Here is a 12,241-nt window from a genome sequence, read left to right on the forward strand (position 1 = left end):
TTATCCCTATCTCTGGTTAAGATTTACAGTTATCAGTGACTAGTGGTTGGTGGCTAGTGACTAGAAGAATTGCTCCCTCGTCCCCCTTGTCTTCCTTGTCCCCCTTGTCTTCCTTGTCTTTTCTTTCCCTACTTCCTATTCCCTAGTTAAAGCACTTGCGCCCGTAGCAAGGCTGTTGGTAGGGAACAGAGCTTTTGCAAATTAGGAACATACGCCCTTTGCCGAAACACGTCGTATTGGTTGCGTTCGATTCGATCCAAAATCTGACTGTAAAGTATCAAGGCTGACCATACAGGCAAACGGGCGCTAGGAGCTAGATAGCTGATTCCCTTTTCTGCCTTAGCATAAACCTCGCGTGTCCTACGGATTTGAAAGCGCACGAGTTCTCGCCAGCGATCGTCCACCACTCCGTTAAATAAATCTTGCTCAGTGTAGTTAAATTTGGCTAAATCCTCTAAGGGAATGTAAATTCTGCCTCGTCTTGCATCTTCCCCGACATCTCGCAGAATATTAGTCAGTTGACTAGCAATCCCCAAGGCGATCGCTTCATCTGTGGGAATATACGGTTCTTTGTCCTGATTCCAAGCTGCCGTGTCTCTTGTGGTATCTACACCCATGACTGCTGTAGACATCAAACCCACCGTTCCAGCAACGCGATAACAGTACAGATGCAACTCTTCAAAAGTTTTATAGCGGCTCCAGCACAGATCCATGCGCTGTCCGGCAATCATATCTCGAAACGGCTGAATCTCTAGTGGGAAGTTCTGCAAAGCATCGACCAACGCCACATCGTAGTCTTCCAAGGGATGACCCGCAAACACCGATTCTAGATGCTGCTCCCACCGATCTAAAGTTTCTAAGGTGGTAATGGCAGCAGCCGGACCATCAACTAATTCATCAGTGCGGCGACACCAGGCATAAATTGCCCACATAGCTCGTCGGCGCTTTGCCTCTTTCATCAGTAGCGTGCCAGGATAGAATGTCTTGGCATACTTTGCCGTGATTTGGCGACACAGTTCGTAGGAATCCTCCACAGAGGCGAGCTTTTTCATGCACGAGGGGGAATCAGGCAGTTGCAGCATTTGTTGCAGGCTGAGTATTGAGCGTGGGCGTACTGGTTTGGGAATTCACTTCGCTAGCAGCTCTAGCAATTGCCTGCGCTGTCAGCTTACCAGAAAGTACAGCACCTTCCATACTACCTAGATAAGGTTGCATGGTGTAACTACCAGATAAGTAAAAATTGCTAATTGGCGATGCCTGACTGGGACGATATTGTTGTCGTCCTGGTGTTGCTGTATACACGGAGCGAGGTGTTTTTACGACATGATATTTTCGCAACCCAGCAGGATTGTCGCTGCCAAAGTGTTGCGGAAACAGTTTTTCTAGCTCTGTTAGGGTTACCTGTAAAATCTCTTCATCGGATTTATGAATCCAATCTTGAGCCGGAGCCAAGACTAATTCCAGCATCGAGCGGTCGGGATCGGCATATTCGCGACAAGTATTGCTCATGTCGGCATATACGCTTAACAGTGGCGATCGCGAAAATAATAGCTGATCTATATCTGTCAATTTGCGATCGAACCACAACTGGATGTTAATCACGGGTACGCCTTCTAACCCATTTAACTGCTGGAAATACTCTAATTGTTTCCAAGGAGTTGGAATCAATTTTTTCAGCACGTCTACGGATGTGGCACTGACGTATAAATCTGCCGTTTCTACGTAGTCGGCTGCCCCGTTCAAGCCTCTGATAGCAAATCCTTTTACTGTACCATCGGGGTTCAGTAAGATTTCCTTAAGAGGCGCATTCAACCGCACTTCGCCACCGCGTTGAGTAATGTAATCTACCATCGGTTGACACAGGCGCTCTGGCGGAGAACCGTCTAAAAATGCCATTTTCGAGCCATCTTTTTGCTGCAAAAAGCGGCTGAGCGCTGTTAGAAGCACCGTAGCTGAGATTTCGTCAGGATTGATGAAATTGAGTGACTTAGAAGCAGCAATAAAGATGTCTTGTTGCACCTCTTCGCTCACGCCTTGCAGCTTCAACCACTCAGAGAAGGTATACTTATCAGTTTGCTCGACATACTTTTGTCCCCGCAGCATCGCTGGGACTAGTCCCTTAGCCAGTTGAATTTTTTCCCCCCAGGTTAGCATGTCGTTATTCCGCAAAATTGCGGCGATTCCATTGAAGGGTGCTGGCAAGTTAGGAAAATCAAAGCGACTGTATGTCCCTGGCTTTTCCGGCTGATTGAAGATCATCGTGTGTTTTTTCCACTGCAAGCGATCTTCAATCCCCAATTCTTTCAACAGCTGCAACATGTTGGGATATGCCCCAAAAAAGACGTGCAGCCCCGTTTCATACCAGTCGCCATCTGCGTCTTGCCATGCTGCGACTAATCCACCTAGTACATCTCTGCTTTCTAGGACGATGGGGGTATAACCCACATCAGTCAGATATTTAGCGCAGGAAAGCCCTGCGAGTCCTGCCCCAGCGATCGCTACTCGCATCAACTGTTATTGCCCTTAAGTTCAGCATTTACTCGGTCTCATTATACTTTGCATTCCGTTACATTTGGTAGTTATTTTTTAGTGGTACGTGGTGCGCGATAAATTAGGGTGTGGGGATAAAGAAGACAAGGGAGACAAGGGAGAGGGGGGAGACAAGGGAGACAAGGGAGACAAGGGAGAGGGGGGAGACAAGGGAGACAAGGGAGAGGGGGGGAGACAAGGAAGCAGTATTGCAGAGGTGCAGCGGTGCAGAGGAGATTAAACAACTCTTAACTCCTGACTTCTGACTCCTGTACGGGCGGGTGCGCGCAATATAGATGGAAAGCCTTAGCCAAAAATTTTCGGTCAAAACCCGTCCGTACGACTCCTGATAACTGAAAATAGAATCTTAAATTTTGATGAGATGTAACGCTTGAATTCAAAATGATTTTGTAGTCGAGCTAGCATTGCTTTCAAGTTAGTATTTGGTCGTAACTCAATCGATAGATGACTGCTAGACTGAATGGGATAATATTGAAGGTGTCTGACGACTGATAAGCCGCAATTTTTTCAAGCTACATTCACAAAATTTAACTATGGAAGCCCAAATGCAGCAAATCGAAAATTCAAATCCCACTTCCCCAGAGGAATCAACTGCATTAAGCACTGTGTCATCAGAATCTCAGTTTTCACCTACTACCCAATCTATTAAGAAAGGCGAGTGGATCGTATCCCAAGTCTTGACATTTTTATCCAACATGTTTGGGATCTTAAAAGATTTCTTTAATAGATACAGACAGGCAATTATCAGCATTCTGATCATTGTAGGTGCAATTGTCTCTCTGCGCGTTGTACTGGCTGTTATGGATGCGTTGAATGATGTTCCTCTGTTGGAGCCGACTTTTCAGCTGATTGGGATTGGCTACTCAGCTTGGTTTGTCAGCCGCTACTTGCTCAAACCTTCCACGCGGCAAGAATTAGCGCAAAAATGGCAAGGGTTTTTGGGTGAACTAGAGAAATAGCGCGATAACAACGTTTGCGCTAAACGCTGCGCTACACTACTCCTTCGGAGAAGCAAGCTACGCGAACGCTAATGCATTTAGATCTTAAGGCAATTGAGTTGTCTTTCACTCCATCAGCCTTAAAAATCACTGAATTCACTCGATTCAAGCCTGCAAGCACAGTATTTTGTTTGCAGGCTTTAGACTTTTGTAGCAGTTAAGACAGACTCTTTTGAAACGATGGTGGAAACATACATCTTACTTCTTACCCATGCTTCAGCAACCAAATCAATTTAGCTTTGTTTCCGAAATCGCTACTCTTTGGCTTGAAGTCTTCAATAGCAATTTATTAAGCTTAATTGAGTCATAAAATATACTCAATATCGGGCGGTCGTTTGTTTAGAATGCATTAGCAAACCCTTTTGTTGTATGAATTGTATGAAGCGATCGCTTTTCAGTTCGTGTCACCGTAGCACGAAATAATACACAGATTATCTTCCGAACGTAGTTTTGTAGGCAAAAAAAGTTGGAGGTGCTTCATGAAAGTTTGGAATCCGCGATCGCTACTGTCCAAATCCGCTGGCGATAGTACAACACCATCGATTCTAGAAGATGCGGTTGAGTTTGCCGAAAATCCAGAACCCCGTTGTCCGTGCATTTTGCTGCTCGATACTTCTGGTTCTATGAAAGGGGAACCACTGGATGCTTTAAATGAAGGCTTACGAACTTTTCAACAAGAACTCGATCGCGATAGCTTAGCAAAAAAGCGAGTCGAAGTGGCGATCGTCACGTTTAATAGCGATGTTGAAATTGTTCAAGATTTTGTCACGGCTGACGATTTTCAACCACCCGTACTGAAAGCGAAAGGCTTAACACACATGGGTGAAGCAATTTTGCGGGGATTGGATATGCTTCAGATTCGCAAAGCATTGTACCGCGAACATGGAGTTTCCTACTATCGTCCGTGGCTATTTTTGATCACCGATGGCGAACCTCAAGGAGAAGCCGAGGAATTGATCGAGCAAGCCACCCAAAGGATTAGAGATGATGAAGCAAACAAGCACGTAGCCTTCTTTGCTGTTGGTGTAGAAGCGGCGGATCTGAGTCGCCTCAGTCAAATTTCCGTGCGCGATCCCCTCAAACTTAAAGGGCTAAACTTTAAAGAGTTGTTTGTTTGGCTCTCGGCAAGTATGCAACAAGTTTCTCAGTCAGCTCAGATGGACGAACAATTACCTTTACCTCCAGTGACTTGGACTGGAGCATAGTGTTCCTAAAAGCTTACCGTATTAAGTAGAGGCATGTTTTGTGCCTCTACTCATAATATTGCCTGTAAACGTTGCAGTAGATGCGCTGCTGGCAGTAAATCTTCTATCCTCTCTTCTTCAATTCTTCCTATTAACTGCCCGTTTTTAAAAATTAATAGCGTAGGCAATGCATGAACTTGATATCGATCGGACAAAGCTGAATTTTGTTCGCTGTCAATTCTGACAATTTGTGGCTTTTGCGGCAAATGAGAGATTGCATCTGCTAAAACAGCATCTAGCAATCGAGAGGGACCGCAGCCAGGAGCAGAAAATACAGCTAAAACTGGTGATTCTGAGCTAGAAATCAGCTCTTCTAATTTTATGTGTTGTTCTAGTATCATAAATAGCTTCTGCTCCGCATTTCTAGCTAACAATTGGTGGCGTAAAATACAAGCTCGCGATCGCCGATCGCAAAACGTAACATTATTTTGCTCCGTCTACATGATAGCGATGGTCTCTAATAAATCATCGCCCATAAGATAGATTCGATGCTACCTACTACTGCACGGGCGCACGGCTGTGCGCCCCTACTCAATACTTACTAATTTAAGAATTATTCAAAGCACTTCTGAGCAAAACAGTAATCCCATTGGCAATATACTGTACGGCTAAAGCTGCTAGTAAGACTCCCAAAACCCGCGTGATGACATTCACTCCCGTTTGTCCCAAAATTCGTGCTAAACGGGGCGACAGACAGAGAAAAATATAGGCAGTTAACAGTACAACTGCGGCGATCGCTAATACAATAACTAAACCGAGAGTATAGGAGCTAGCCTCATTCACCAAAATCAGTACGCTAGCCAAAGTACCGGGACCAGCAATGAGCGGAATTGCTAGGGGAAAAACGCTGATATCTTGTCTGAGCTGTGCCTCTTTTTCTTCTGCTTCTGTTTCCCGTTCCCGTTGCGCAAATACCATGTCTACCGCAATTTTAAATAGTAATACCCCAGCTGCAACCTGAAAAGCTTCAATACTGATGTGTAAGTAACTCAGTAATAGAGAACCTACTAAAGCAAAAGCTAATACAATTCCGCCAGCGACTAAAACTGCTTTTCGGGCGATCTTAATTTGCTCGTGAGAAGCACGATTTCCGGCTAATGTGACGAAAATCGGTGCTAAGCCGATGGGGTCGATGACGACAAATAAAGTCAAAAATGTTCTAATAATGAGGGAAGACACGGTTGATTTAGGATAAAAATCGTTATTTTTTATTCTCTCTTATGAGGACTTTTCCCCATTTAACAACTCCAAAAAATGCGATCGCCCTCACACAGAAATTAAGAAAATCTATTGCCCTACGCTCATAGAATCATCATCAGTATCCTACCCTTACCTAGTTTGACTCGCCGAGCGTTACTACACAGATAATTTTATTGTGCTAACGTAATAAGTCGCTTTCCTTTGCATTTTCATGGTTTGCTCTCTCATCCATGCCGATATCTGCTAACATCCAAAGCATCTATACAGATGGAGCCTGTACGGGCAATCCCGGTCCCGGTGGCTGGGCTGCTGTTGTCTATTTTACTGATGGTTCACTGCACGAAATCGGTGGTAGTGCCGCTCAAACGACTAACAACCGGATGGAAATGCAAGCGGCGATCGCAGCCCTTCAGCTCATTGCAGAATCCAGCCATCTATCCGCCGTTACTATCCATACAGACAGCGAATACTTAATCAACGGTGTCACCAAGTGGGTCAAAGGATGGAAAAAGAAAGGCTGGAAAACTGCCCAAGGCAAACCCGTCCTCAACCAAGACCTGTGGGAAACGCTAGATCGACTCAATCATCCGTCTATAGAGTGGCGACACGTTCGCGGTCATGCTGGTATCATCGGCAACGAGCGCTGTGACGCGATCGCCCGTGCTTTCGCTAGTGGGAAACCACCTCATTTGCAGCAGCAATCCGCCTCCAACTCCAAAGCTACCGACGCTCCAAATTTTCTCGCCCCTGTATCAGAAGTAGCTGATTTTTCCAGCAACGATCTGATAATTGACAAGTCAAATACAAATAGCCACCTTGCCTCAAACACTTCTATGATCGATTCGTCTACTCCTTCCTCTATCAGCAACGAAGAATTACCCCGCGAAGTCAGGGTGGCTCAACTCCGCAATCTATTAGAAACACTGCGGAGTGCCGATGAAATTGCCACTAAAGGCTATCTTATTACCAGTTCCGAACTAGCAGATTTGATGGATGTCCACGCTAGCGCCGTCACCAGCCGAGGTGAAGAATGGCGTTGGCGCAACTGGATTGTCTCTCGCGTGCGACGAGAAGGCAACCAAATTCTTTGGGAATTAGAACGCGCCGATGCAATTAATCCTGATGATAACTCCGACCACGCCACTGAGTAGGAGTGCGAAACGCCGAGAGGAAAATTCTCAACACCGCTAGCGGATCGGCTAAGGGAGACAGCCAAAATAACCAACCTCCCTTAGCTTGGCTGCGATCGTAGGAAGGGGCGATCGCAAACAAGAGGGCGAAGCGGATCGCCAGTAGGAAAGCATTGAGTCCCAATAAGAGGGAGGGAGTCGGTAGGGGTGCATAGCCGTGCGCCCGTACTAGGAAGTCGGGAATCGGGAGTAGGAAATAGCTCGATAGAACTAGCAAAGGCAGGGCTTGCACTGAAAACAGCAGCCACAGATCGCACCAGAGTTGAGCGGCGGGGGAAGCATCTTTAAGATCGAGCGATCGCCCCCACTCTTGCCAAGTTTCCCTGGCTCCCTCATACATGCGGACTTTGAATACCTTGGCTCCATCGAGAAACCCTACCTTGAAGCCGCTAGCAGCAATATTTCTGGCTAAGGTAACATCATCGCAAAAAGAATTTCTCGCACTCGTATAGCCGCCTACAGTTGCCAGCACAGAACGACGACATAAAAAACATTGCCCGTTCGCCATCACTCGTTCTGCTACCTGAGCATCCACACCAGCAGAATCGAAGCGATATAACAGCGTCATTAACAATGCTGGTTGCAACCAACTTTCGCCGGGATACTTCAGAATGAACTGAGGCGAGAGTGACACCAGATCGTAACCCTCAGTTTCCGCTGTTTGGACTAAACTCGCAACTAAACCTGGTTGCGGTTGAGTATCTGCATCTACGCCCAAAAACCACTTGCTCTGTTCTGAAGTCTGCAAAAAACCGTTGTGTAACGCCCAAGGTCTACCCACCCAGTTTGGAGGGAGGGGGTCATCGGTCATCAGCTGAAATCGAGGGTCTTGCTGTTGGGCGGCTTTAACTAATTCCCGCGTCCCATCCTGAGAGTTACTATCGACGATCGCAATTTCTCGGACTTCGTAACTTTGCCGACTCAATCCTGCCAAACAGGGATTAATCCGTTCCGCTTCATTCAGCGTCGGCACGACTACACTGACGCTACCGAGCATATCTGGTGTAGGAGTGCGGGGGATCAGGGGAGGATGGCGACTGGGACCTTTCAGCAGGCGTGATAGTAAAATTGCCGCTGCTGGCACTTGCAGCAGCAACAGACCGAGAAATATTCCGTTGATTAAGTTCGACCAGTCAGCCACAGGATAAATTGCTCTCCAGATTGTCCAGCGAATAGCTATTCACGATAAATATTTAGCTAGTAGCCAGTTGTTTCTACTTCAGTGCCACTTCTACAGGAGCGACACTCATACCGTGGGTCTCTTCCATTGCAGGTTTTGTTACATTTGGTTGCGCCATCCACCATAGTAGTAGGGCGGGTATGACTCCAAAAATGATGCTTAAGGACACAGGTAGCCAGTATCCCCCTGCTAAGCTAATCCCTGCTGCGAAGGCAACATTACTAAGGTATACCACCAAAGGAATGTTCAATTGCGATCGCTTGAGTTGCAGCGACACTTTGCCCCACAGAAAGGCAGCGACTGCCATAAATAGGGCGCTCGTACCGAACCAACCAGCATAGTTTTGATACGGCGTGCCAAAGAAAGCCCCTGGTTGATGCCAATACCAGAAAGGGAAGCTCGTCTGACTCATGGCTGGTTCGAGGGCAAAATCCCATGAGGTAAATAGCATTGCGCCTAACAGCACAGCTCCCACATGACGCAGCCACATCGGTTTTACTGTTTGTAGGGCTACCCGCGCGATCAGGTAAGCCGACAGCCCCATATAGAACCAAGATAAGGGAATGGTAAATGGCACTAACCCAGCAATTTTATAACCCAAGCCACTCAAGTAGCTGTAGTCTCCAAAGGGAAAGCCCGTACCCGTTCCCAGTAATTCACTGCTTAAAGAAATACACACTGCTGGCAGCATAAACGTCAACCACAGTTTTATTCCTAGCGTTCGATAGGCATAAATGGAGACGGCAATTAATCCAAACAGGATATCGATCACTCCACCCCCTGCCATCGATCGCTCTACGCTCCACTGGAAAACGTTTTGTCCTGAAGCGGCGATCGCGCTTAAAATCGCTTCAGCATGAGGCACGACTAGCAATAATCCTGCTAGTCCAAAGGCTTTTGATGCAATATGACCAATTAAGCAGATGCGTTCAGCTCTAACAAGTTGGTTCATGAGAATTCCTTAATTCAACGGGACGCTGGGAGAGGTTTTTCTGACACAGTTCGGCAAGTCACAATTTGGCAAGTCACAATTTGGTCAGTCATAATCGGGAGCAATCGTAGGTACTGTTGCCCATAGCTCTAACTGTACTTTTGGGCTACACTTCTGGACTAGGCTTCTATATAGGCGCGAGTGGTTTTGCCACTGCCAGGTGATGATGTAGAAACAACAGATTTTGTTCTTGCACTGTAATCTTTGCTATTTGTCAATCAAATCTTATTAATTTTTGTAAATCATACCAAAAATTTGCTCGCTTGCATCACAATACCAGTAAAGATCGATCGCCCATAGCAGGAAACTAGGTGAGAAAATATATATCTGAGTAATTTTCCCTAAAATGAGACGTAATTCGATCGCAATTAAAAAGTTTCCCTGGATTTCTCTAGCTTTGCTGCTAGCCACTTATGGTATTATCGGTTGGCAGCTATCTGCGCTCGAAAGTCACTGGATATTATGGATACTCGCTGCTGTAGCAACTGTGCTACTAGCTGTTGCTGTGTCCTCCCCGTGGTCGAAAGTCAGAGACGGCTTTGCGAGTTGTTTTAAATCTGATAGCAAGGCTTTTTTAGTTGCTGTTGCGATCGCTTTTTTTAGCGTTGTCATCATTACCTGGCTGCATATTTTCGTTCATATCCTTGTCGTTTTGTCTGCGAGTATGCTAGTTAGGTTAGACGTTCAAGCCACGCGCTGGAGCAGTCGTCAGAGTTTTTGGTTGATTGCGATCGCTTCTCTGGTTAGCTTAGCACTGGGAGCGTTCGTGCATATAGGGGTTGAGCCACATTTGACAGTTATCAGTTATCAGTTGTCAGATATCAGTTGATAGTTGACAGTTATTCAGTTATCAGTTTCTGTTGCAGCATTTTGAACGCGATCTCTTTGTTAATTACCTTGAGCAAAATAGAACAAATGCTATCCTAGCTTTGAAATGCTATCCTAGCTTTGATTGTATGTCCTCAAAAACTCTTCGCGGGAAATACCGATTTGAGTACAGATAGCTCTCAAAGTACCGCTTTTAATTTGTGGCTGGTTTGGCATCACAAGTGGCGTTTGAGTTCCATCTGAATTATTTCTCGTCATGACAATATGTTCTCGTTCGCGAACTATACGAAAACCCAGTAATTCAAAAGCTCTAATTACTCGTCTTTTAGGAGCATCTACTGGGAATTTTGCCATTAAACAGCAACCTCTGCCTCAGTAACAAAAATTTCTACAGGAGCATCGTCTAGCATTGTCTCGCCAAAAATTTCAATATAACAAGTAATAGCTGACTTCACATCTGCTAAAGCTTCTTCATAAGTCTCTCCTTGTCCAACAATTGCACCTACAATCCCGATAGGATAGGCAACATATCCGTCAGAATGTTTTTCAATGACGATTTTAAACTGTTTTGCTGTCATCTGTTTAGTGTTTCCCTACTGCTATAATTTTTCCCAAACTATTGAATAACGCCAAAATAAGTGTACTTTAACATTTGCTCCCGTTAGCGAATTTTTATAAATATATTGTACTTGCGATCGCGTCAAATATTTATCTGTACGAAGATGTTCTTTCCAGACTGTTCTAGCTTCTATTGTTGGTTTATTGTTTCTGTTTTTGAAGGCATGAAATATCCAGTTTAGCGGAATGGCGATTGAATCGTTTAAAATGCCTTGTATGCTTTCATTGTCTAATAAATCTATAACAACTAACTTTCCACCAGATGTCAACGCTATCTTCAGCTTGGGTAGTAATCTTTCTATAGGCAAATGATGAAAGGTTGCAATGGAAACAATTGCATCAAATTGCTTAGCTGGAAACTCCCATGTCAAAATATCAGCTACCTGAAAATCTATATTTGCGTAATCTTGAGATTGCTGTTTTGCAATTTCTATCATTTTAGGAGATAGATCGATAGCAGTAACTCTATCAGCACGTTGAGCTAAAAGGCGAGATAAATTACCAGTACCGCAGCCAATTTCAAGAATATTGTCACAATGCGATGCTAATTGTTTTAACAAAAATCGGTGATAGTGGCTATTGTGATTCCACATTGGCTGCTCAAGCAACGCAATTCGGTCAAAGTCTTTCTGAATCTTTTGATTCATGGCTTCACTCATACTTCTTACCTAGATTTGAGCAGTAAAATCCGAATTGCCAACTACCAATTACCCATTACCACAGGCATCAATCTTTCTAACTCCAAATCTGAGGCAATTTGAGCTAATTTATCTAAATCTTTCGGCTCTTCTAAATAAGGTAAACAACCCAATATAGGAATATTTGTCAGAGATTGAATTAAATCAGTTGGTGTCAATTCAGCAATTTCTGTCTCAGAACGCGGCTGGGTACAATTAAGCACGATGCCGCGCAAATCGATCCGAGATAACTTTGCTAGAGCAACATTTGCCACAGATTGAGCGATCGCCCCTAATTTTACCGGAACTACTAGCACCGTTGGCAAGCGCCAGGAAGCAGCTAAATCGGCAACAGTTAGCTCCTGGGTTACAGGCGTACCCAAACCGCCTAACGCCTCAACAATCACCCAATCTTTTCTTGCTTGCAGACTTTGTAAGGCTTGCCAAACAACACCTAAATCGATATCTCTCCCTTCTTTCGCAGCGGCTACAGGTGGGGCGAGGGGTGCGTCAAAATAGAGCGGGGCAATTTCTTGGGGAGATTGGTCGAGGGAGAATAGACTAGTATACAACTCGCGATCGCCCACTCCTGCTTGCATCAACTTCATCATACCCACAGCACGCTGAGGTTGATATTTCTGCCCGTAGGCGGTCAAAGCCGTAGTCAGAACTGTTTTGCCAACTTCCGTATCAGTTCCCGCGATCAGAATTACCATTTTAGATTTTAGATTTTAGATTTTGGATTGTAGAGACATTTCGTGTAAC

The 12,241-nt window shown here is 45.2% G+C and carries 15 protein-coding genes; 5 read left to right on the top strand and 10 right to left on the bottom strand.

Features of this window, described 5'->3' with window-relative positions:
• Positions 1–146: 146 nt before the first annotated feature.
• Together crtB and pds are read right to left on the bottom strand one after the other, a co-directional pair.
• Positions 147–1,082 carry a 15-cis-phytoene synthase CrtB gene (gene crtB / locus CHRO_RS02450; protein WP_015152590.1) on the bottom strand — a complete coding sequence of 312 codons (936 nt, stop codon included), beginning with the start codon at positions 1,080–1,082 and terminating at the stop codon, positions 147–149.
• Complete coding sequence (pds, locus tag CHRO_RS02455; protein ID WP_015152591.1) at positions 1,066–2,508, bottom strand: 15-cis-phytoene desaturase; 1,443 nt, start codon at positions 2,506–2,508, stop codon at positions 1,066–1,068. Before pds ends, crtB begins: the two co-directional genes overlap by 17 nt.
• Before the next feature lie 110 nt (positions 2,509–2,618).
• On the opposite strand from pds, the gene CHRO_RS31510 reads away from it, so the two are divergent.
• From CHRO_RS31510 to CHRO_RS02465, 3 genes are all read left to right on the top strand, one after another.
• Entirely contained in the window at positions 2,619–2,795 is a 177-nt protein-coding gene (locus CHRO_RS31510) for a hypothetical protein (RefSeq protein ID WP_181824257.1), read from the top strand.
• A gap of 288 nt (positions 2,796–3,083) precedes the next feature.
• Positions 3,084–3,509, top strand: a complete 426-nt coding sequence (locus tag CHRO_RS02460; protein ID WP_039715111.1) for a CAAD domain-containing protein — start codon at positions 3,084–3,086, stop codon at positions 3,507–3,509.
• Between the two features lie 518 nt (positions 3,510–4,027).
• A complete protein-coding gene (locus CHRO_RS02465) occupies positions 4,028–4,753 on the top strand; it encodes a vWA domain-containing protein (RefSeq protein WP_015152593.1) in 726 nt (241 codons plus the stop codon).
• 50 nt (positions 4,754–4,803) lie between these two features.
• On the opposite strand, the gene CHRO_RS02470 is transcribed toward CHRO_RS02465, so the two are convergent.
• Together CHRO_RS02470 and CHRO_RS02475 are read right to left on the bottom strand one after the other, a co-directional pair.
• Complete coding sequence (locus tag CHRO_RS02470) at positions 4,804–5,166, bottom strand: thioredoxin family protein (RefSeq protein ID WP_255409910.1); 363 nt, start codon at positions 5,164–5,166, stop codon at positions 4,804–4,806.
• A gap of 172 nt (positions 5,167–5,338) precedes the next feature.
• Complete coding sequence (locus CHRO_RS02475; protein WP_015152595.1) at positions 5,339–5,971, bottom strand: MarC family protein; 633 nt, start codon at positions 5,969–5,971, stop codon at positions 5,339–5,341.
• A gap of 251 nt (positions 5,972–6,222) precedes the next feature.
• Here CHRO_RS02475 and rnhA point away from each other — a divergent pair, with 251 nt between their 5' ends.
• The gene (rnhA, locus tag CHRO_RS02480) at positions 6,223–7,143 is read left to right on the top strand and encodes a ribonuclease HI (RefSeq protein ID WP_015152596.1); all 921 of its coding nucleotides are present in this window, start codon (positions 6,223–6,225) and stop codon (positions 7,141–7,143) included.
• Here the strand turns inward: rnhA and cruG are convergent.
• Positions 7,106–8,323 (bottom strand): 2'-O-glycosyltransferase CruG, encoded by a 1,218-nt coding sequence (cruG, locus tag CHRO_RS02485; RefSeq protein WP_015152597.1) that lies wholly within the window; start codon positions 8,321–8,323, stop codon positions 7,106–7,108. The genes rnhA and cruG overlap by 38 nt on opposite strands.
• 73 nt (positions 8,324–8,396) lie before the next feature.
• Positions 8,397–9,314, bottom strand: coding sequence for a gamma-carotene 1'-hydroxylase CruF (cruF, locus tag CHRO_RS02490; RefSeq protein WP_015152598.1), 918 nt, complete (start codon positions 9,312–9,314; stop codon positions 8,397–8,399).
• Positions 9,315–9,699: 385 nt separating this feature from the next.
• On the opposite strand from cruF, the gene CHRO_RS02495 reads away from it, so the two are divergent.
• A complete protein-coding gene (locus tag CHRO_RS02495) occupies positions 9,700–10,182 on the top strand; it encodes a hypothetical protein (RefSeq protein ID WP_015152599.1) in 483 nt (160 codons plus the stop codon).
• A 113-nt stretch (positions 10,183–10,295) separates the two neighbouring features.
• Here the strand turns inward: CHRO_RS02495 and CHRO_RS02500 are convergent, their stop codons facing one another.
• Genes CHRO_RS02500 through bioD form a run of 4 tightly spaced genes read right to left on the bottom strand, consistent with a single transcriptional unit; the run spans position 10,296 to position 12,192 of the window.
• Positions 10,296–10,535, bottom strand: a complete 240-nt coding sequence (locus CHRO_RS02500) for a type II toxin-antitoxin system HicA family toxin (protein WP_015152600.1) — start codon at positions 10,533–10,535, stop codon at positions 10,296–10,298.
• The gene (locus CHRO_RS02505; protein WP_015152601.1) at positions 10,535–10,759 is read right to left on the bottom strand and encodes a type II toxin-antitoxin system HicB family antitoxin; all 225 of its coding nucleotides are present in this window, start codon (positions 10,757–10,759) and stop codon (positions 10,535–10,537) included. The genes CHRO_RS02500 and CHRO_RS02505 overlap by 1 nt, the downstream gene beginning before the upstream one ends.
• Before the next feature lie 21 nt (positions 10,760–10,780).
• A complete protein-coding gene (locus CHRO_RS02510) occupies positions 10,781–11,458 on the bottom strand; it encodes a class I SAM-dependent methyltransferase (RefSeq protein ID WP_015152602.1) in 678 nt (225 codons plus the stop codon).
• A gap of 41 nt (positions 11,459–11,499) precedes the next feature.
• Positions 11,500–12,192: a dethiobiotin synthase gene (gene bioD, locus CHRO_RS02515; protein ID WP_015152603.1), complete on the bottom strand. Its 693-nt coding sequence runs from the start codon at positions 12,190–12,192 to the stop codon at positions 11,500–11,502.
• Positions 12,193–12,241: the final 49 nt, after the last annotated feature.

The sequence above is a fragment of the Chroococcidiopsis thermalis PCC 7203 genome, assembly GCF_000317125.1.
Classification (GTDB): Bacteria; Cyanobacteriota; Cyanobacteriia; order Cyanobacteriales; family Chroococcidiopsidaceae; genus Chroococcidiopsis; species Chroococcidiopsis thermalis.

What these genes read in the sequence shown, in the direction of transcription:
- CHRO_RS02465 (WP_015152593.1), top strand. Translation starts at nt 4,028, where the DNA reads ATGAAAGTTTGGAATCCGCGATCGCTACTGTCCAAATCCGCTGGCGAT.
- CHRO_RS02495 (WP_015152599.1), top strand. Translation starts at nt 9,700, where the DNA reads ATGAGACGTAATTCGATCGCAATTAAAAAGTTTCCCTGGATTTCTCTA.
- crtB (WP_015152590.1), bottom strand. Translation starts at nt 1,082, where the DNA reads ATGCTGCAACTGCCTGATTCCCCCTCGTGCATGAAAAAGCTCGCCTCT.
- bioD (WP_015152603.1), bottom strand. Translation starts at nt 12,192, where the DNA reads ATGGTAATTCTGATCGCGGGAACTGATACGGAAGTTGGCAAAACAGTT.
- pds (WP_015152591.1), bottom strand. Translation starts at nt 2,508, where the DNA reads ATGCGAGTAGCGATCGCTGGGGCAGGACTCGCAGGGCTTTCCTGCGCT.
- CHRO_RS02460 (WP_039715111.1), top strand. Translation starts at nt 3,084, where the DNA reads ATGGAAGCCCAAATGCAGCAAATCGAAAATTCAAATCCCACTTCCCCA.
- CHRO_RS02500 (WP_015152600.1), bottom strand. Translation starts at nt 10,535, where the DNA reads ATGGCAAAATTCCCAGTAGATGCTCCTAAAAGACGAGTAATTAGAGCT.
- CHRO_RS02505 (WP_015152601.1), bottom strand. Translation starts at nt 10,759, where the DNA reads ATGACAGCAAAACAGTTTAAAATCGTCATTGAAAAACATTCTGACGGA.
- cruF (WP_015152598.1), bottom strand. Translation starts at nt 9,314, where the DNA reads ATGAACCAACTTGTTAGAGCTGAACGCATCTGCTTAATTGGTCATATT.
- CHRO_RS02510 (WP_015152602.1), bottom strand. Translation starts at nt 11,458, where the DNA reads ATGAGTGAAGCCATGAATCAAAAGATTCAGAAAGACTTTGACCGAATT.
- rnhA (WP_015152596.1), top strand. Translation starts at nt 6,223, where the DNA reads ATGCCGATATCTGCTAACATCCAAAGCATCTATACAGATGGAGCCTGT.